We start from the raw sequence: 18,392 nt of genomic DNA, 5'->3' as shown, positions 1-18,392 counted from the left end.
GCCTTCGAAGTCCTGCTCGGCCTCCTGGCACAGGGCCTCGTAGGCGGCCATGCCGCTGATGCGCGCGCCGGCGCTGGCGCGCGCGTCGGGCGGGAACACGCGGTTCTCGACCAGGACGGATTCGATGGGATTGGGCAGGCTCATGGGTGTTCGGACGCATCGTCCGTCGTTGGGTGGTGGTTGGGGTGTCCGCTGGAACGCGCTAGGTCGATTGCCATGGTTCGCCGGTTCACGGCGCCTGCCAGGCGACGTTTCCTCCTTCGAACATCGTGCGCAGCCGCCCGCCCTGGGCAAGGGCATTGACGCTGGCCTGCAGCGCCTGCGCCAGGTCGGTTGCGTCCTTCTTGACTGCCATGCCCACGGCCCAGCCGTTGCGCTGGATGCGCGGCGAGGGCAGCGGCGCAATGGCAAAGCGCGCGTCGCCGCGCAGCACCGATTCGATCTCCGATGCGAGCCCCGCGGCCGCGGCCACTTCGCCGCGCTGCAGGGCGCGCGCGGCCTCGGCGCCGTCCTTGGGCTGGGTGTCGAGCTGGTCGCGGTAGGCGCCGTTGTCGGCGCCGATCATGAGCCAGCCCGCAAGCGTCTTGCCGGACACGGCCACCTTCGCATCGCCGAGCGCCGAGAGCGTGTCCAGCTGCGGCAGGCGGTCGAGCCGCCGCGCGAGCACCACGCGCTCGCGGTAGTACGGCGCGAAGATGAGCGCCTGCGGCGTCTCGTCCATCAGCGGGCGGTCGACCGGCACGTGCAGCAGCACGTCGGCCGGGCCGAAGCCCAGGTAATGGCCGCGCCACACCATGTTGCGCAGGTCGTCGCCCATGTTCTCGTCGGCCAGGAAGGGCAGCAGCGAGAGCTTCACGTCGAGTGCGCCGGCCAGCGCGCGCGCCAGCTCGATGTCGATGCCCTCGCCGGCCACGTGGAACGGCGGCATGTCCTGGTAGATCGCCACGCTCAGCGTGCCGCGCGCGCGGATCCGGTCGAGCGCGCCCGCGCGTACCGTGCCGGCGAGCGCGGCCACGCCGGCGGCCGCGGCCCACTGCAGGCAGGCGCGGCGCGAGAGCCGCGGGAAAGAAGAAGAAGGAGGAGATGTGTGCATGGCCGCGGCTCACATCGGCTTGTCGCGCCGCGTCTCCAGATACGACTTGATCGACCAGATCGCCTCCTGGTTCATGGTTCCTTCGAACGGCGGCATGTAGACGGCGCCGTTGCGCGTGCGGCCGCGCCGCACGGTGGTGAGGAAGAAGTCGTCGATCTCCTTCGCGCAGGCCGCCTTGCGCGCGGCGTCCTTGAGCGAGGCGCAATCGTTGTCGAGCTTGCGCAGGTCGGGCGCGATGCCGCCGGAGATGGCGTCGATGCCATGGCAGCGCGCGCAGTTCTGGTTGTAGGCGGAGGTGCCGATCGTGATGGCCCCGCTGTTGCCGCGGAACGGGTTCTCGGCGCGCCACTGCTCGCCCAGCTTCGGCAGCGAAGAGGTGTCGACGGCCTGCGGCGTGACGTCGCCATGGGCCCGGGCAGCGCCGGAAAGGGCCATGCCCAGCACTGCCGCGGCCAGCACGGCGCGGGCCAGGGGCCGCAGGGTTCGTGGATCGGGATTCATCATGTCGGGTCTCCGTTGTGGTGATGGGGGAACCCGCACAAATCTGCAATCGCTATGCCAACAGCCATTGCTTCAAGCGGGAACACAACTTGCCTTGTGCTGTAGCGTCCCGGTCGCGGATGGTGCCCACAAGGGCCGGTTGCTGTGGCATCCTTGCCGTCGCAGCGCCGGGACGGAACACCTGGCCCCCGAGGGGTGTTCCAAAATGAAGCGACCAGTGAACAGCATTCGAACTGGCCAGAGACAAGTCGCCCGCACCAAAGAAGCGGGCCAGGAGACAGCAGATGGTTGATGCCTTTCATGCCCCAGCCAGCCCTCCCCATGGCTGGACCCCGCCGTCGGCGCTGGCCGTCGCGCCTCCCCGAGCCGGCCGCAGCGAACTGATCCAGCAGTGGCACGAGCGCTGCGCCGCGCTGGGCCTGTCGCGCGTGGAGCGGCCGGACTTCGACCCGCTGCGGCGCAGCGACCTCGCGGTGGCGCGCGAGCGCAACCAGCGGCTGTTCACGCATGCGGCGCCGGTGATGGAGATGCTGCTCGAACAGATCGTCGACACCGACAGCATGATCGTGCTGGCCGACACCACCGGCACCATCCTGCACTCCGTCGGCGACGACCGGTTCCTGCAGCGCGCCAACAAGGTGGCGCTCACGCCGGGCGTGAGCTGGGCCGAGCATTCCAAGGGCACGAACGCCATCGGCACCACGCTGGTCGAGGAGACGCCGACGGTCGTGCATGGCGGCGAGCACTTCATCCACGCCAACAACTTCCTCACCTGCTCGGCCGCACCGATCTTCGATCCTCGCGGCGAGATGCTGGGCGTGCTCGACGTGACGGGCGACCAGCGCTCCTACCACCAGCACACCATGGGCCTGGTGCGCATGTCGGCACGCATGATCGAAAACCAGTGGTTGTCGGACGACTACGGCAACCGCCTGCGGCTGCACTTCCATGGCCGCGCGGAGTTCATCGGCACGCTGCTCGAAGGGATCATCGTGGTGGGCGCGGACGGCAAGATCCTGGGCGCCAACCGCAGCGCGCTGGACCAGCTCGACATGAGCATTGCCGCGCTGCGCATGCAGAGCCTGCCGAGCCTGTTCGGCATCACGGCCTCGGCCGTGTTCGACCACTTCCGCGCGCCGCTGCCCGCGCCGATGATGCTGCACGCGGCCAACGGGCAGCAGTTCCACGTCAGCGCCCGCTTCAACGGGCCGCAGCGCGCGGTGGTGCTGGACATGCCCGTGACCTCGGTGGAAGCGCGCATGTCCACGCCCGCCCACGACGCGGCCGCCGCGGCCGTGCGGCCGTCCTGCCCGTCGGCGCAGGCCCCCTTCTCCGGCCTGCGCTACCTCGACACCGGCGACGCGCAGATCGCGGCCACGCTGCAGAAGGTGCGGCGCGTCATCAACCGCGACATTCCGCTGCTCATCCTCGGCGAGACCGGCACCGGCAAGGAGCTGCTCGCACGCGCCGTGCACCAGGACTCGAACCGCGCCCGGCAGCCCTTCGTGGCGGTCAATTGCGCGTCCATCCCCGAATCGCTGATCGAGGCCGAGCTGTTCGGCTACGAGGACGGCGCCTTCACCGGCGCGCGCCGCAAGGGCGCGGTCGGGCGCATCGTGCAGGCCAACGGCGGCACGCTGTTCCTGGACGAGATCGGCGACATGCCGCTGGCGCTGCAGGCGCGGCTGCTGCGGGCGCTGCAGGAGCGCAACGTCACGCCGCTGGGCAGCCTCAAGTCGATTCCGGTGGACATCGCGGTGATCGGCGCCACCCACCGCAACCTGCGCGAGATGATCGATGCGGGCACCTTCCGCGAAGACCTGTACTACCGCCTCAACGGCCTGGTGGTGCGGCTGCCCGCGCTGCGCGAGCGCAGCGACCTGGACGTGGTGGCGCGGCGCATCCTGCTGGCCGAATGCCCGCAGGACACGCCCGGGATCGAGGCCTCGGTGCTCGCGCTCTTCAAGGCCTATGCCTGGCCCGGCAACCTGCGCCAGCTGGCCAACGTGCTGCGCACCGCCGCCGTGATGGCCGCGGGCGAAAGCCACATCTTCGAGCACCACTTGTCGGACGACTTCCTGGAGGATGTGCGGCGCGCGCGCCCCCAGGCTGCAACACCGGCACCGGCGCCCTCTTTCGCGCCGGACCCCGCTCCGATGCAGACAGCCTACGCCGCCGTGGCCGAGCAAGCGCCACAACCCGCGCAAGTCGCGCAAGCCGCCGAACCATCGCCCGCTGCCGACCCGAGCGCCCCGCGCACGCTCGGGGAAGCCGAGATCGAGATGATCCGCAGCGCCCTTGCGGCGGCCGACGGCAACATCTCGGTCGCCTCCAAGCGCCTGGGCATCAGCCGCAACACCATCTACCGCAAGCTGCGCTGGAACAAGGCCGACTGACACAGGCCACGCGAGGGCCCGGGGGAAACCCTGTGCCAGCGTCGCACGGTGCTGTACCAGCCTGGAGCAGTTCGCGCGGGCGGTGCCTTTTCCGGGCCGTTTTCTCGGGGTATCCCAGGGCAATCCCGTGCCTGCGGCGTGCTTCGCGCAGCGCGCCGCGCAGGCATGCGACTTGCGCCATGCCGCCCGTACAGCCCACTCGAGGAGACTTCATGCAACGGCCGGCCCCCGCGTTCGAGGATTCATGAAAGTCCTGGTCCTCGGCTCCGGCGCGGGCGGCGGTTTTCCGCAATGGAACTGCAACTGCCGGCTGTGCGCGGGCCAGCGCCAGGGCGTGCTCGATGCCTGCGCGCGCACGCAAAGCTCCGTCGCCGTCTCCGCCGACGGCGAATCGTGGGTGCTGCTCAATGCCTCGCCCGACATCGGCCAGCAGATCCGCAGCCACCCGCAGCTGCATCCGCGCCACGGCCTGCGCGACACGCCGATCAAGGCGGTGGTGCTGATGGACGCGCAGATCGACCACGTCGCCGGGCTGCTCGGGCTGCGCGAAGGGCCGCGCATCGACCTCTATGCCACGCCCTGCGTGTTCGAGGACCTGACCACCTCCTTCCCCGTGCTCGGCGTGCTGGAGCACTACTGCGGCACGCGCTGGCACATGCTGGCGGTGGCCGGCACGCAGACGCGCGTCGACTTCGGCGTGGCCGGCTTTCCCTCGCTGCGCTTCACCGCGGTGGCCATTCCCGGCAAGGCGCCGCCCTATTCGCCGCACCGCCGCGGACAGGCGGTGGGCGACAACATCGCGCTGCGGATCGAGGACCTGCAGGGCGGGCGGCGCCTCTTCTATGCGCCGGGCCTGGCCGAGATCGGTCCCGAGGAATTGCGCTGGATGCATGACGCCGACTGCCTGCTGCTCGACGGCACCTTCTGGACCGAGGATGAAATGCGCCACGCCGGCCTGGGCACCCGCAGCGCCAGCGACATGGGCCACCTGCCGCAGACCGGCACCGGCCCGCGCGCCGGCATGGTGGACGCGCTGCGGGCCACGCCGGCGCGGCGCAAGGTGCTGACCCACATCAACAACAGCAATCCGATCCTCGATGCCGCGAGCGCACAGCGCCAGGAGCTCGAGCGCCATGGCATCGAGGTGGCCTACGACGGCATGGAGATCTCGCTGTGACCGGGCGGCGATGGCTGACGGCGCTGCTGCTGGGGGGACTGGCGCTGGCGACGCAGGCGGGCGTGATGACGCGCGCCGCGCTGCAGCTGCATTTCCCGCCGCCGTGGACCGTGGGCGAGAAGGACGCGCAGCTGCCGGTCTGGCCGATCTTCAAGCAGGACATGACCAGCCCGGTGCTCGCGGGCTACGTCTTCGAGTCGATCGACCTGGCGCCACTCCCCGGCTTCTCGGGCACGCCGATCAACCTGCTGGTGGCGCTGGATGCGAAGGGCGCCTTCCTCGACGTGCGCGTGCTCTCGCACCACGAGCCGGTGTTCCTCGAGGGGCTGGGCGAGGGGCCGCTGCTGCGCTTCGCCGAGCAATACAAGGGCCTGTCGCTGCGGCAGAACCTCAAGATCGGCTCCAACGCCAACCGCGGCGAGCAGCACGGCAGCGCCAACGCCTACATCGACGGGGTCGCCAAGGCCACCGCGTCGGTGCGCATCCTGCACCAGAGCCTGCTGGCGTCCGCGCTGCGGGTGGCGCGCGCGCGGCTCGGCTTTGCCGCCGGCAGCGACCCGGCCCTGCTGGCGCGCGTGCGGCGCGACGGCTTCCGGCCGATGGACTGGGAGGCGCTGCTGCAGGCCGGGCTGGTGCAGCGCGTGCGGCTCTCGCGCGGCCAGGTGGAACGGGCCTTCGCAGGCACGGGTGTCGATGAGGCGGACGGCACCGGCGCGGCCTCCGGCGAGACCTTCAGCGAGCTGTACCTGGCCTACCTGAACGTCCCGGCCGTGGGCCGCAACCTGTTGTCGGAAGCGGGCTGGCAGCACCTGCTCGGCCGCATCGACGAAGGCGACCATGCGCTGCTGGCGATCGCCACCGGCCGCTACACCTTCGTGGGCGACAACTTCGTGCGCGGCGCGGTGCCGGACCGCCTGACGCTCCGGCAGGGCGAGCTGCCGCTGGAGCTGCGCGACCTCGACCTGGACGATCTGCTGCGGCTGCCGGCCGCGCTGCAGCGCGCCGACGCCAAGGTGTTCCGCGTCATCGGGCCGGCCGGCCTGGACCCGGCCCGGCCGCTGGACTTCGCGCTGCGCGTGACGCGCGAGAAGGGCATGCTCTATGGCGAGCGGGTGAGCCGCGACTTCGCCCTGCCCTACCGGCTGCCGCCCGACCAGGTGATCGCGCCGCAGGGCGAGGCCCGGGGCTGGCTGGCCGTGTGGCAGGCGCGCGCCTGGGAACTGGCGGTGCTCGCGGGCGCGCTGGCGCTGCTGGCGGTGGTGCTGGCGCGGCCGCGCTGGATCGTCGCCACGCCCGCGCGGCTGGCGCGCTTTCGCACCGGCTACCTGGTCTTCACGCTGGTCTTCATCGGCTGGTTCGCGCAGGGCCAGCTCTCGATCGTCCACCTCACCGCCGCGATCCAGGCGCTGGCGGCCGGCCGCTCATTGGCCTTCCTGCTGTACGACCCGATGAGCGTGGCCCTGTGGGCCTTCGTCGCGCTCACGCTGGTGGTCTGGGGACGCGGCACCTTCTGCGGCTGGCTCTGCCCCTTCGGCGCGCTGCAGGAGCTGGCGGCGCAGCTCGCGCGGCGCCTCGGCCTGGGCAGGCGCCTGCGGCTGCACCGCGACCTCGATGCGCGGCTCAAGCGGGTCAAGTACGCGGTGCTGGCCGTCATCCTCGTGCTGGCGGCGCTCTCGCCCGCCTGGACCGACCGGGCGGTGGAGATCGAGCCCTTCAAGACCGCGATCACGCTGAACTTCGTGCGCGCCTGGCCCTTCGTGGCCTGGGCGGGCGGCCTGGTGCTGCTGAACCTGGTGCTCTACAAGGGTTTCTGCCGCTACCTGTGCCCGCTCGGCGCGGGGCTCAAGCTGCTCGGGCATGCGCGGCTGCTGAAGTGGATTCCGCGCCGCGCCGAATGCGGCACACCCTGCCAGACCTGCCGGCACCGCTGCGAGTACCAGGCGATCAAGTCCGACGGCGCGATCGTCTACGGCGAGTGCTTCCAGTGCCTGGACTGCGTGGCCATCCACGACAGCCCCGAGCGCTGCGCGCCGCTGATCGCGCGCGGGCGCCAGCGGGTGATCCCGGTGCGCGCAGCGGTCGCCACCACCGTCGGCCGGAGCGCGGCATGAAGCGGCGCCAGCTGCTGCGCCTGTCGCTCGGCCTGGGCGCGCTGGCCGGCGGCACGGCCCTGGCGCCGGCCGTCACCGCGCTGCACTGGGGCCGGCGCGACCTGCTGGGCTTCGGCACCACGCTGAGCCTGCAGGCCGGGCACGAACGCGAGGCGGTCGTGGAACGCGCGCTCGACGAGGGCGTGGCGCTGCTGCGCCGCATCGAGGCGCAGATGAGCCTGTTCGATCCGGCCAGCGCGCTGTCGCGGCTGAACCGCGAGGGCCGGCTGGCCTCGCCGCCGGAAGAACTGCTGGCGGTGCTGCGCATCGCGCACGAGGTCTCGCGCGAGAGCCGCGGCGCCTTCGACATCACGGTGCAGCCGCTGTGGGAGGCCTTCGCCGCCGTACAGCGCGAAGGCCGGCTGCCGGACGCGCAGGAAGTGGCGGCGGCGCGCGCACGGGTCGACTGGCGCGCACTCGACGTGCGGCACCGGCTGGTGCGCTTCGACGCGCCGGGCATGGCGGTGACGCTCAACGGCATCGCGCAAGGCTTTGCGGCGGACCGCGTGCGCGAGGCGCTGGCGGCGTGCGGCATCCGGCATGCGCTGGTCGATGCCGGCGAGTTCGCACCGCTCGGGCTGCGCGGCGGAACGCAGCCCTGGTCGCTCGGCATTGCCGACCCGCAGGCTGAATCCGCGCTGATCGCACGGCTGCTGGCCGACGGGCGCTGCGTGGCCACCTCGGCCGACAGCCAGACCTTCTTCAGCCCCGACCGCCGGCACCACCACATCGTCGATCCGCACACCGGCTACTCGCCGCCGGCGCTTTCGGCCGTGACGGTCGTGGCCGCCAGCGGCGCGCTGGCCGACGCGCTCACCAAGGTGTTCTTCGTCGCCGGCCCCGCGCAGGCGCGGCAGGTCGCGCGCCAATGGCAGGTCGATGCACTGTGGGTTGACAAGGCCGGGCGGTGGGAGGCCACGCCCGGCCTGCGGATCGAGCCGGCCGCGCGGCGGCCGATGCCGTAGCTGCGGCGATCAGGCGGGCTTGGGCGCCCAGGCCTGGCACCAGCCCTTGGCCGCGATCTGCTTGCGGCCGAACATCGCGCAGCCGGCCCAGGCATCGGAGGGCGTGCCCTGCCACATGGCACAGTTCACGCACTCCTGCGTGGCCGCGTGGCGCGGATACTTCTTCTTGTCGACGCTCTTCGTGTCGTGCCTGTAGCCCAGCTGCACGGCCGTCTCGTCGCTTTCCTCGGCGCGCGGCGGCGCGGCCAGCACGTGCACCGGCAGCGCCGCCAGCAGGCAGGCGCCGCCGGCCGCGCGGCCGACGAACTCCCGGCGGGAGGCGCCGCGGCCTCCTTCGCTGTTGCGATTCGTCATGCCGCCTCCTTCAGTTGGACGCCACGCGGGCCTCGCCCGCCCGGGCGGTGCGCGCAGTGCCGGCGGAAGGGATCTTGAAGACCCACACCATGCCGCCCTGCTCCAGCAGGTTGACCTTCTTCGCCACCTCGCCGCCCCACAGCGGCACCGCGCCGCCCCAGCCCGAGACCACGGCCACGTACTGCTCGCCGCCCTGCTGCCAGGTGACCGGCGGCGCGACCACGCCCGAGCCGGTCTGGAACTCCCACAGCACCTTGCCGGTCTTGGCGTCGGCGGCCTTCAGGTAGCCCTCAGGCGTGCCCCAGAACACCAGGTTGCCGCCGGTGGTGAGCACGCCGCCCCACAGCGGCGCGCCGTTCTTGATCTCCCAGGCGATCTTGCCGGACTTGGGATCGATCGCGCGCAGCGCGCCGATGTAGTCCTCGTTGAGCGGCTTGATGGTGAAGCCCGAGCCGAGGTAGGCCGCGCCCTTCTTGTAGGCCACGGGTTCGTTCCAGATGTCCATGCCCCATTCGTTGGCGGGCACGTAGAACATCTTGGTGTCGGGGCTGTAGGCCATCGGCATCTGGTTCTTGCCGCCCAGGAAGCCCGGCGCCGCGAAGACCGAGCTGCCCTTCTTGCCGTCGCCGCCCGCGACCGGATCGCCCGGGCGGTTGTCGGCCACGAAGTTCGGGCGGCCGGTCTTCAGGTCGATGCCGTCGGCCCAGGTCGTCTTCCTCACGAAGGGAAAGGCATTCAGCAGCTGGCCGGTGGTGGCGTCGTTCACGTAGAAGTAGCCGTTGCGGTCGGCCTTGCCGCCCACGCGCCGGCCGTCCATGTCGAAGGTGACGAACTCGTTCACGCCGTCGAAGTCCCAGCTGTCGCTGGGCGTGTTCTGGTAGTGCCACTTGATCTGGCCGGTCTTCACGTCGATGGCCACGGTCGAGCACGAGAACAGGTTGTCGCCCTTGCGCAGGTGGCTGTTCCACGGCGCCGGGTTGCCGGTGCCGAAGTAGGCCAGGCCGGTCTTGGGATCGAAGGTGCCGCCCAGCCAGGTGGCGGCGCCGCCGGTCTTCCAGAGGTCGCCCGGCCAGCTCTTGTTGACGGTGCCCGAGACGCCCGCCTCCTTCTTGTTGCCGTCGTTGTCGTAGGTGTAGCCCATGTGGCCTTCCACCGTGGGGCGCGACCACACCATGCTGCCCGTTTTGGCGTCGCGCGCCTCGACGCGGCCGACGATGCCGAACTCGCCGCCCGACACCCCCGTGAGGATCAGGCCGTTGGCGATGATCGGCGCCGCGGTGGCCGAGTAGCCGGCCGCGTAGTCGTCGATCTTCTCCTTCCAGACCACGTTGCCGGTGTTCTGGTCGAGCGCCACCAGCTGCGCATCGAGCGTGGCGAAGATCACCAGGTTGTCGTACAGCGCCGCGCCGCGGTTGACCACGTCGCAGCACGGCATGATGCCCTCGGGCAGGCGGTGCTCGTACTTCCACAGCTTCTTGCCGGTGGTGGCGTCGAGCGCGTAGATGCGCGAGTACGAGGCGGTGACGAACATCTTGCCGTTGTGGATCACGGGCTGCGCCTCCTGGCCGCGCTGCTTCTCCCCGCCGAAGGAGAAGGCCCATGCCGGCGCGAGCCGGGACACGGTGCCGGTGTTGACCTGCTTCAGCGGCGAGTAGCGCTGGCCCTGGGTATTGACCCCCCAGGTCAGGACGTTGCCGTTCGCCGTGGCTTCGGACTGGATCATCTTGTCCGTGACTTGCGCGCCGGCGCCGCCGGCCGCGGCCAGGCCGATGGCCATGAGCGCGTTCAAGAGCTTCAATTGCATGGGATGTCTCCTCGTGGGTGTGGATAGCGGCTCGGGCGTGCCACGCGGGCATGCCTTCACGGGAGTCAAGGGCAATCTCCATGCCACGCGCGATGCAGCCTTCCAGGGGCTCTTTCGCGCATCGCGCGGGCTGCCGGCCGCGGGTTTTCCCGCTGCATTGCTACAAGGTCGAACAGCGCGCGGGCCGGCACCGTTGCATCCCGGCGCAGTGGTCGGGCCGTGCAACGGGTCGCTGCGGCAGGTGCTAGGTGCCAGCCCGGCGCGCGGTCTTCATCGCCATCGCGGCAAGCAGCGCAGCCGTTGCCAGCAGCGCAAGCTCGATTCCCGCGAACACCCAGTCCGCCGCGCGGATGCTGGCGAACAGGTGGCGGCCGCCGGCGCACATGTTCCACAGCGGCAGCGCCGCGCACAGCACGGCGGCGGTGCCGAACTGCTCCGTCCATGCGCGCCGGACCGGCCTCGCGCCCGCGTGAAAGAGCATCAGCGCCCACACCGCGAAGAACAGGTGGATCTCCCACTCGCGGCGATCCGTGGCATCCACCGGCAGCAGCCGGTTGCCCCAGAGAAACGCCGCCATCGCCGCGGGAAGCCCCGCAATGGCCGCGACGTTGAGCCGCTCCACGAGCCGGCGGCCGGCCGGCGCGCGTTCGGGATCGGCCCGCTTGGCGCGCCGCTTGACGGCCCACAGCACGAGCCCCGTTGCCACCATGGCCGCACCGGCCAGGCTCGCGATGAAGTACAGCCAGCGCACCGTGGTGCCGGCAAAGCGCGCCATGTGCAGGCCGTAGAGCACGCCGCGGGTTTCGGCGGCGGGGCCCGAGTGGTCCTTGACCTGCCGCAACGATCCCTGCGGACCTTCGAACGCCAGGTAGCGCGGGCTGACGGACACGCGCGATGCCTCGCTGCGCACGAGCTTCACGCGCGATGCGGCGTCGCCCGGGTGGTCGACGACCAGGCGCGCCACGCTGCCGATGCCCCAGCGCCGCTCGGCCTCGCGCACCATCGCGCCCACATCGGGCAGCGGTGCGGCCGTGCCGCGCGGCGTGCCCGGCGGCATGAGCGCCGTCATTTCAGCGCGCAGCGACTGGCGCGCCTGCGCCGCATCGGGCGCGCTGTCCAGGCCCCAGGGCATGTACAGCGTCATCAGCGTGACCAGGCCGGTGTAGGTGATCAGCAGGTGAAAGGGCAGCGCCCACACCGACAGCATGTTGTGGGCATCCAGCCAGGAGCGCGCGCCCTTGCCGGGCCGGAAGGTGAAGAAGTTGGTGAAGATCTTCTTGTGCGTGATCACGCCGCTGACGATCGCGACCAGCATGAACATGGTGGCCAGCCCCACCAGCCAGCGGGCGGCGACGCGCGGCAGGTAGTGCAGCGAAAAATGAAAGTAGTAGAAGAACTCTCCGCCGGTGGTCTCGCGCGCATGCAGCGGCCCGCCGCTCAGGGGGTCGAGCATGGCCCGGCCGTCGCTGGCGCCGCCGCCGGCGCGCCACGATGCGGCGACGACGTTCCTGCGTTCGTCCGCCAGGTCGATCACCCATTGGGATGCGCCCGGTGCAAGCCCCTGCAGGCTGGCGATGGCCTGGGCAGCGCTCACGGCCGCGTCGGGCAACTGCGCCAGCGCCGGCACTTCGGGCCGCATCCACTGGGAGATCTCCTCCCGGAAGTAGCTCACCGCGCCGGTGAGGAACATCGCGTAGAGCAGCCAGCCGAACACGAGGCCGGTCCAGGTGTGAAGGCGGGCCATGGATTGGCGCAGGCTCCTTGCCGCGGTTGTCATGCCCCCGGCACCCTCCAGACCCAGCATGCTGCCGCCAGCAGCGGCAGCGCGGCCAGCGCCAGGCCCAGCCATGCCCTGCGTGCGCTGCGTGCCGCAAACACCCAGATGACCGCAGCCGCATACACCACGAAGCTGGCCTGCATGCCCGTGAGCACTGCCTCCACGGTGCCCATGGGCAGCGCCAGTGCCGCGACGCTGGTCAGCACCGCCAGCGCATAACCGCCGAACAGCGCGGCCGCGATCCGCGACAGAAGCGGGCCCCGGACACGCCGCACGGCGCCACGCGTCGCCGGCATCAGAAGCGGTAGAGCGCGCTGAGGTTGGCGGTGCGCTCCGCGCTGCGGTAGCAGATGCTGCCGTTGCAATCCATCAGCGACTGCTTGTTCAACAGGTTGTTGAGGTTGAGCGAGACGCGCCAGGGGCCGCGGTCGAAGCCGAGCGCCAGGTCGACCATCGCGATGCTCGGGTTGGTGATGTTGGCGTTGCCGGTGTCCCAGGCCGAACGTGACTTGCCGAGGTAGCGCACGCCGAGGGCGGCGAACGCGCGGGTCGCGTCGCCCACCGGGAACGAGTACTTGCCCCACACCGATACGCTGTGCTTCGGCGCGCTCATCTGCGGCAGGCCCAGGTCGCCGTCGTTGCTGCGCGTGATGCGCGTGTCCAGGTAGGTGTACTGGGCGATCAGGCTGATGTTGTTCGTCACATCGGCGCGGGCTTCGAGCTCGAGCCCGCGCGACCTGACCTCGCCGGTCTGGATGACTTCGCCGGGCGCCTGCGGCGCGGCCGTGGTCACGTTGCTGCGCACGATGTCGAACACCGATGCCGTGTAGCTGGCGTTCTGTGCGGTCGGCTGGTAGCGCACGCCGGCCTCGACCTGCCGGCCCTTCGAAGGCTTCAGCAGGTTGCCGGTCAGGTCCTTGCCGATCTCCGGCGAGAAGGAAGTGGCGTAGTTCGCATAGGGCGCCCATCCGGACTCGAACAGGTACACGACACCGACGCGGCCGGTGGTGGCGCTGGCCGAGGTGTCGTAGATCTCGCTGCTGTCGCCGGTCCTGCCGAAGGTGCGGGTGCCCGAGGCGTCCGCCTTGTCATGCCGCAGGCCCGCCGTGAGAACCCAGCGGTCCCATTTGATCTGGTCCTGCAGGTAGAGGCCAACCTGCTTCGACGGCACCCGGTCGACATACGGGTCGGCAGCCGGGGCGAGCGGCTGGTGCGTGTACACGGGCGCGAACAGGTTCATCGGCGCCAGCAGGGGACGGTCGTAGGGAAACTCGTCGGTGGTGCGCGACTTGGCATAGTCCACGCCTGCCAGCAGCGTGTGCGCCAGCGGGCCGCTGCCGAAGCGCGCCTGCACGCGCGTGTCCAGCAGCAAGCCCTTCCAGTGCGTCTCGCGCGGCGAGAAGCTGCGGTTCATCGTGTAGCCGTCGGCGCGCAGGCCGCGCGGAAACACGTTGGTCTCGGAACGGTCGAGCTCGCTGTAGCGCATGCTCTGCTGCATCGACCAGGTGTCGTTGAAGCTGTGCTCGAACTCGTAGCCGAGCATCTTGTTGTCGCGCCGCCAGCGGTTGTCGTAGCCGCCGATGTTCACGCGCGGGCTCGGCTGGCCGAACACGCCGGGCTGCTCGAGCTGGTTCTGCCAAGCGTAGGCCTGGTTGTCCTTCTGGTAGCGCCCGAGCAGCGTCAGCCTGGTGCTGGCGCTGGGCTGCCATGTGAGGGCGGGCGCAATGTAGAGCCGGTTGTCGCGGTCATGGTCCAGCCGGGTGTTCGAGTCGCGCCCCAGCACCGTGAGGCGGTAGGTCCATTCGTTGCGGCTGTCGAGTGCGCCGCCGATGTCGGCCTTCAGCTGCTTGCGGTTGTAGGTGCCGTACTCGATGCCGATCTCGCGCACGGCGTCGGCCGTCGGCCGCTTGCTCACGGCATTGACCATGCCGCCCGGCGGCATCTTGCCGTACAGCACGGATGCCGGCCCGCGCAGCACTTCCAGCCGCTCGAGGCCGTAGGGCTCGATCGGCGCGGCATAGGAGCGCCCGGAGGTCAGCAGGCCGTCCATGAAGACGCCGGCGGTGCCGAGCTCGAAGCCGCGCAGCAGCGAGAACTCGTCGACCGCCCAGGGCTTGAGGTTGGGCGTGACGCCGGCGGTGTAGCGCAGCGCCTCGTCGAGCGACTCCGCCTTGCGGTCGCCGATTTCGTCGGCCGTGATCACGGAGACGGACTGCGGGTTCTCGATCAGCGCCGTGTCGGTCTTGGTGGCCGTGGCGCTGCGCCTGGCGACATAGCCGTTGACGCGGCCCGTGGGTGTTTCGCGCTCGGTCGCGGCGGTCACGGTGACGGGGGCCAGCGTGGCGGTGTCGCCCGCGCCGCTGCGCACGGGCGGCACCGCCTTGCGCAGCGCGTAGGCACCGCGGCCCTGCCCAGTCACTTCGTAGCCGCTGCCGCGCAGCACCTGCTCGAAGCCTTCCTGCGCCGTGTAGCGCCCCCGCAGCCCGCCGCTTCGCAGCCCGGCGAGCATGCCGGGCTCGAAGATCAGCTGGACGCCCGTGGCGGCCGCGAATTGCGCCAGCACGTCGGCGAGCGCGCCGCCCGCAATGGCGTACTGGCGCACACCGGCACCCGCCGGCTCGGCCGCGAACACGGGCGCTGCAAGCAGTGCCAGCGCGCCGGCGCCGCCCCATGCCGCGCGCAGGGCGGCCGTGGTGATGGCGGCCGTGATTTTTCCGGTGTGCCGGTGCCGGCCTGCGTTGCGCTGCGATCCCATGTGTCTGCGTCCTGTGATGTCTGTGATGGCGGTCGGCGCATCGGCATCGATGCGTCGTTCCTTCTCACACCGGACGAAACAGAAAAAGTGATCACTCCCGGGTGGATTTTTTTCTTGGGCCCAGGCTAACGCGGCGCCACCGTGACCCAGTAGCGGGTCGTCTGCTCGATGCGCAGCGGCAGCGAGCGCGCCAGCAGCGCGAGCCCGGCATCGGTGTCGGCCAGGGACACGGCGCCCGATACCCGCAGCTCCGCCACCGCCGGATGGCAGCGCAACACGCCGCTGCGGTAGCGGCCCATTTCGGCGACGACATCGGCCAGGCGCATGTTTCTCGCGAGCAGCATGCCTTGCTCCCAGAGCGCGGCGCTGTTCTCGACCGTGGCCCCGGGGCCGATGCGCCCGGCCTCGAAATCGACCTGCTCGCCGGCGCGCAGCATGCGCGAGGCGCCGTCCATGGAACGTACTTCGACGGCCTCTTCGAACACCGCGACGCGCGTGCTGCGGTCGTCGAGCCGGCGCACGCTGAAGCGCGTGCCCAGCGCCCGCACGGTGCCCTGCGGCGTCTGCACCAGGAAGGGCCGATAGGTGGGCGACGGGTCGGCGTGCGTGGTGACGAGGATCTCGCCCGCCTGCAGCCGGATGCGCCGTTCGGCGGCGGTGAACACGATGTCCGCCGCGCTCGCGGTGTTGAGCACCAGGCGCGAGCCGTCGGCCAGCGTCATCGACTTGCGCTCGCCCGTGGCCGTGGCGACATCGGCGGTCCATTCTCGCCAGGGCATGTGCCGCCAGGCGAGCCAGCCGGCCGGCGCGGCGATCAGCAACGCGCCCAGCATGCCCATGCCGCGGCGGCGGCTGGGTTGCTGCTGCAAGGCCTGGAAGGTCTCCTTGCCGATGGCCGCCGGCAGCTGTGCGAGCACCCCCAGCAGGGCCTCCGCCCGCGCCCAGGCCTCACGGTGCGCAGGACTCTGCTCGCGCCAGCGGTCGAAGTTCGCCCGCGCCTGCTGGGCATCGTCGCCGTAGCGCAGCGTCATCATCCAGTCGGCCGCCTCGCTCAGGAGCGCAGGATCGGGGCGGGTCTGCGCCCCGGTCGGCGGCTGGCTGCTCATCGGACCGCTTCGCTCACGCGACCGACATGCAGGCGACCAGCGCCTTGTGGATGTGCCGGCGCACCGTGATCACGGGCATCGCCATGCGCTCGGAGATCTGCTGCAGCGTCAGCTCGTCGAACTGCGCCAGCAGGAAGACCTGCCGCGTGCGGCCCGGAAGGCCGGCCAGCATGGCCTCGATGCGCAACAGCGATTCGATGATGAGCATCCGGGCCTCGGGCGACGGTGCCTCGGGCTCGGGCAGATGTGCAATCGCTTCCAGGTAGGCCCGCTCCACCTCGCGCCGGCGCCAATGGTCTGCCACCAGCCCCTTGGCGACATGGGTCAGGAAGGCGCGCGGCTCGTGCCCGAGGTTGGCAGTGCGCGAGGACGCCATCAGCCGCACGAAGGTGTCATGCGCCAGGTCGGCCGCATCGCAGGCGTCGCCCAGGCGGCGGCGCAGCCATCCCAGCAGCCAGCCGTGGTGGTCGCTGTAGAGAACTTCGATGGGCTCGGGAGAATGGGTGGCCGCGGGCATGGAACGGTTCCGGGTGGCGGATCCGAAGAAGTGGATGAGAATCGTTTGCAATTATATTGCCAGGCGTCGTGCCAACAGCGAAAGTGCGAGCCGACCCTCTGGCCTGACCTCGGTGGTTCGGCGTCCCACGCGAACGCATTGCCGAGCTCTCCGGAACTCGCTATTCTTGCTCTCCATGGCTTGTTCGCAGCTCGCGTCGATTATTCGCACCATCCGAAGGATGGTGGGTTAGCGCGCGGCCCGAGCCGCCAAAGCAACCCGCCCCACGAGGCGGGTTTTTTTCTGTCTCCTGGGGCTCCTCAGAGTTACTGGAGATTGGAATGCTCGAAACCGAAACTTCGCGGACGGCCGCCGCCGCCTCCTCCTTGCCAGGGGTCCTGCACATGGTCTGCGGGAAGATCGCCTCCGGAAAGTCGACGCTCACCAGGCACCTCGCAACGCAGCCGAAGACGGTTCTCATCAGCGAGGACGATTGGCTCGCGCGTCTTTACCCGAACGAGATTCATGCCCTCGCGGATTACGTTCGCTGTGCCGGCAGATTGCGTGAAGCGATGTCGGGCCACGTCGAGGCGCTGCTCGCGGCCGGCACGTCCGTCGTACTCGATTTCCCCTCGAACACCGTCGCAGCAAGAGGATGGGGCCGCGGCGTCTTCGAGAAGGCCGGAGCCGCCCATCGCTTGCACTACCTGGATGTTCCCGACGAAGTCTGCAAGGCGCGCCTGCGCATTCGCAACCTCTCGGGAGAGCATCCGTTTGAAACAACGGACGCGGAATTCGACGAAATAACCAGTCACTTCGTCGCGCCATCGGCGGAGGAAGGCTACGACATCGTGCGATATGACTGAACGGCCGATGAAGTTCGGCACGCTGCCTGAGACCTGTCTCGTCGGCGCAGCTTTTGCAATTCGCGTTCTAGGGGTTCAGCTCCCACTTCGGGCTCATACCAAGGGGTTGATGCGATGGGACTCTTCTGGTCTCGTGCACCAGCTCACGGGGATATTGCCGAGGGCTTCGTGGGCATGACCAATGACCCGTTCCCGACTCGGCCAACTGCGGACTTCCGCACCTGCACGCTGCACGCTGCACGCTGCACGTAGCCTCATGGAGAAACAGGACGCCGCTTCTGCGCCTGTGCGTTCAAGAAGTTGCAGGCTGAAGTGGTCAAAGGAGGACGCTTCTTGCATTCGCACCCACAAGCGGGCGAGCTGGCCAGGAGCTGTCTTTCAAAGACGCCCTGCTGCACCCGAAACGGGGCCCTCGCTCACACGGCCTATGTGAACATCCACCCGAGTAAACTCCGCGGCTTTTCGTTTCTGTAGAGGAGCGACTTGCGATGGCTGTCTTGGACACCGGCCCTTACTTCCACGGAACGCGGGCGGACCTCCAGGTGGGCGACCTGCTCACCGCAGGCTTCCGCTCAAACTACGACGGCGACGTCGTGATGAACCACATCTACTTCACCGCCTGGCCCAAAGGCGCCGGGCTGGCTGCCGAAATGGCGAAGGGCGACGGTCGTCGCCGCGTCTACATCGTCGAACCGACAGGCGCCTTCGAGGACGACCCCAACGTCACCGACAAGAAGTTTCCGGGCAATCCCACACGCTCCTACCGCAGCCGCGAACCGCTTCGTATCGTCGGCGAACTGGAGACCTGGGAACTCTTTGACGCGGAGTACATCCTGCAGCTGAGGGAGCGCGTACGCGCAGGCATGGGAGAGATCATTAACTGAATCACGCCTGCCGATGTCGCACAGAGTAGCGATCGAAAAAAACTGGATGTTGGCCGCTTTGGGCGTTG

The 18,392-nt window shown here is 69.9% G+C and carries 16 protein-coding genes; 7 read left to right on the top strand and 9 right to left on the bottom strand.

Annotated elements, in window-relative coordinates:
- Positions 1 to 229: 229 nt before the first annotated feature.
- Complete coding sequence (locus IB278_RS32660; RefSeq protein ID WP_192328434.1) at positions 230 to 1,093, bottom strand: substrate-binding periplasmic protein; 864 nt, start codon at positions 1,091 to 1,093, stop codon at positions 230 to 232.
- A gap of 9 nt (positions 1,094 to 1,102) precedes the next feature.
- Positions 1,103 to 1,597 (bottom strand): cytochrome c-550 PedF, encoded by a 495-nt coding sequence (gene pedF / locus IB278_RS32655; protein WP_192328431.1) that lies wholly within the window; start codon positions 1,595 to 1,597, stop codon positions 1,103 to 1,105.
- Positions 1,598 to 1,878: 281 nt separating this feature from the next.
- On the opposite strand from pedF, the gene IB278_RS32650 reads away from it, so the two are divergent.
- From IB278_RS32650 to IB278_RS32635, 4 genes are all read left to right on the top strand, one after another.
- Positions 1,879 to 3,990, top strand: coding sequence for a sigma-54-dependent Fis family transcriptional regulator (locus IB278_RS32650; protein ID WP_192328428.1), 2,112 nt, complete (start codon positions 1,879 to 1,881; stop codon positions 3,988 to 3,990).
- Between the two features lie 244 nt (positions 3,991 to 4,234).
- A complete protein-coding gene (gene pqqB / locus IB278_RS32645) occupies positions 4,235 to 5,167 on the top strand; it encodes a pyrroloquinoline quinone biosynthesis protein PqqB (protein WP_192328425.1) in 933 nt (310 codons plus the stop codon).
- Positions 5,164 to 7,278 (top strand): 4Fe-4S binding protein, encoded by a 2,115-nt coding sequence (locus IB278_RS32640; RefSeq protein ID WP_192328422.1) that lies wholly within the window; start codon positions 5,164 to 5,166, stop codon positions 7,276 to 7,278. Before pqqB ends, IB278_RS32640 begins: the two co-directional genes overlap by 4 nt.
- Complete coding sequence (locus tag IB278_RS32635; protein WP_192328419.1) at positions 7,275 to 8,282, top strand: FAD:protein FMN transferase; 1,008 nt, start codon at positions 7,275 to 7,277, stop codon at positions 8,280 to 8,282. The genes IB278_RS32640 and IB278_RS32635 overlap by 4 nt, the downstream gene beginning before the upstream one ends.
- A gap of 9 nt (positions 8,283 to 8,291) precedes the next feature.
- Here the strand turns inward: IB278_RS32635 and IB278_RS32630 are convergent, their stop codons facing one another.
- The 7 genes from IB278_RS32630 to IB278_RS32600 form a co-directional block, all read right to left on the bottom strand.
- Positions 8,292 to 8,636, bottom strand: coding sequence for a high-potential iron-sulfur protein (locus IB278_RS32630; RefSeq protein WP_192328416.1), 345 nt, complete (start codon positions 8,634 to 8,636; stop codon positions 8,292 to 8,294).
- Between the two features lie 10 nt (positions 8,637 to 8,646).
- On the bottom strand, positions 8,647 to 10,440 hold the full coding sequence (locus IB278_RS32625; protein WP_145747762.1) for a PQQ-dependent methanol/ethanol family dehydrogenase: 1,794 nt from the start codon (positions 10,438 to 10,440) through the stop codon (positions 8,647 to 8,649).
- A 244-nt stretch (positions 10,441 to 10,684) separates the two neighbouring features.
- The gene (locus IB278_RS32620) at positions 10,685 to 12,184 is read right to left on the bottom strand and encodes a PepSY-associated TM helix domain-containing protein (protein WP_192328413.1); all 1,500 of its coding nucleotides are present in this window, start codon (positions 12,182 to 12,184) and stop codon (positions 10,685 to 10,687) included.
- 29 nt (positions 12,185 to 12,213) lie between these two features.
- Entirely contained in the window at positions 12,214 to 12,513 is a 300-nt protein-coding gene (locus IB278_RS32615) for a DUF3649 domain-containing protein (protein WP_192328411.1), read from the bottom strand.
- Complete coding sequence (locus IB278_RS32610) at positions 12,513 to 14,972, bottom strand: TonB-dependent siderophore receptor (RefSeq protein WP_225613322.1); 2,460 nt, start codon at positions 14,970 to 14,972, stop codon at positions 12,513 to 12,515. Before IB278_RS32610 ends, IB278_RS32615 begins: the two co-directional genes overlap by 1 nt.
- A 125-nt stretch (positions 14,973 to 15,097) precedes the next feature.
- A complete protein-coding gene (locus IB278_RS32605; protein ID WP_192328408.1) occupies positions 15,098 to 16,078 on the bottom strand; it encodes a FecR domain-containing protein in 981 nt (326 codons plus the stop codon).
- A 13-nt stretch (positions 16,079 to 16,091) separates the two neighbouring features.
- A complete protein-coding gene (locus IB278_RS32600) occupies positions 16,092 to 16,595 on the bottom strand; it encodes a sigma-70 family RNA polymerase sigma factor (RefSeq protein WP_192328405.1) in 504 nt (167 codons plus the stop codon).
- Positions 16,596 to 16,915: 320 nt separating this feature from the next.
- Between IB278_RS32600 and IB278_RS32595 the strand changes: the two genes are divergently transcribed.
- The 3 genes from IB278_RS32595 to arr all read left to right on the top strand — a co-directional run bounded on the left by IB278_RS32595 (position 16,916) and on the right by arr (position 18,324).
- A complete protein-coding gene (locus IB278_RS32595) occupies positions 16,916 to 17,440 on the top strand; it encodes an AAA family ATPase (RefSeq protein ID WP_145747767.1) in 525 nt (174 codons plus the stop codon).
- A 33-nt stretch (positions 17,441 to 17,473) separates the two neighbouring features.
- Entirely contained in the window at positions 17,474 to 17,692 is a 219-nt protein-coding gene (locus IB278_RS34345; protein ID WP_225613325.1) for an acyl-CoA thioesterase/BAAT N-terminal domain-containing protein, read from the top strand.
- Between the two features lie 236 nt (positions 17,693 to 17,928).
- Positions 17,929 to 18,324, top strand: coding sequence for an NAD(+)--rifampin ADP-ribosyltransferase (arr, locus tag IB278_RS32585; RefSeq protein WP_145747770.1), 396 nt, complete (start codon positions 17,929 to 17,931; stop codon positions 18,322 to 18,324).
- The last annotated feature ends 68 nt before the right edge of the window (positions 18,325 to 18,392 follow it).

Origin of the sequence: Variovorax sp. VRV01, from assembly GCF_014852545.1 — a bacterium.
Classification (GTDB): Bacteria; Pseudomonadota; Gammaproteobacteria; order Burkholderiales; family Burkholderiaceae_C; genus Variovorax; species Variovorax beijingensis_A.
The sequence above is the reverse complement of the archived record's forward strand: the minus strand, read 5'-3'. Positions and strand labels throughout refer to the sequence as shown.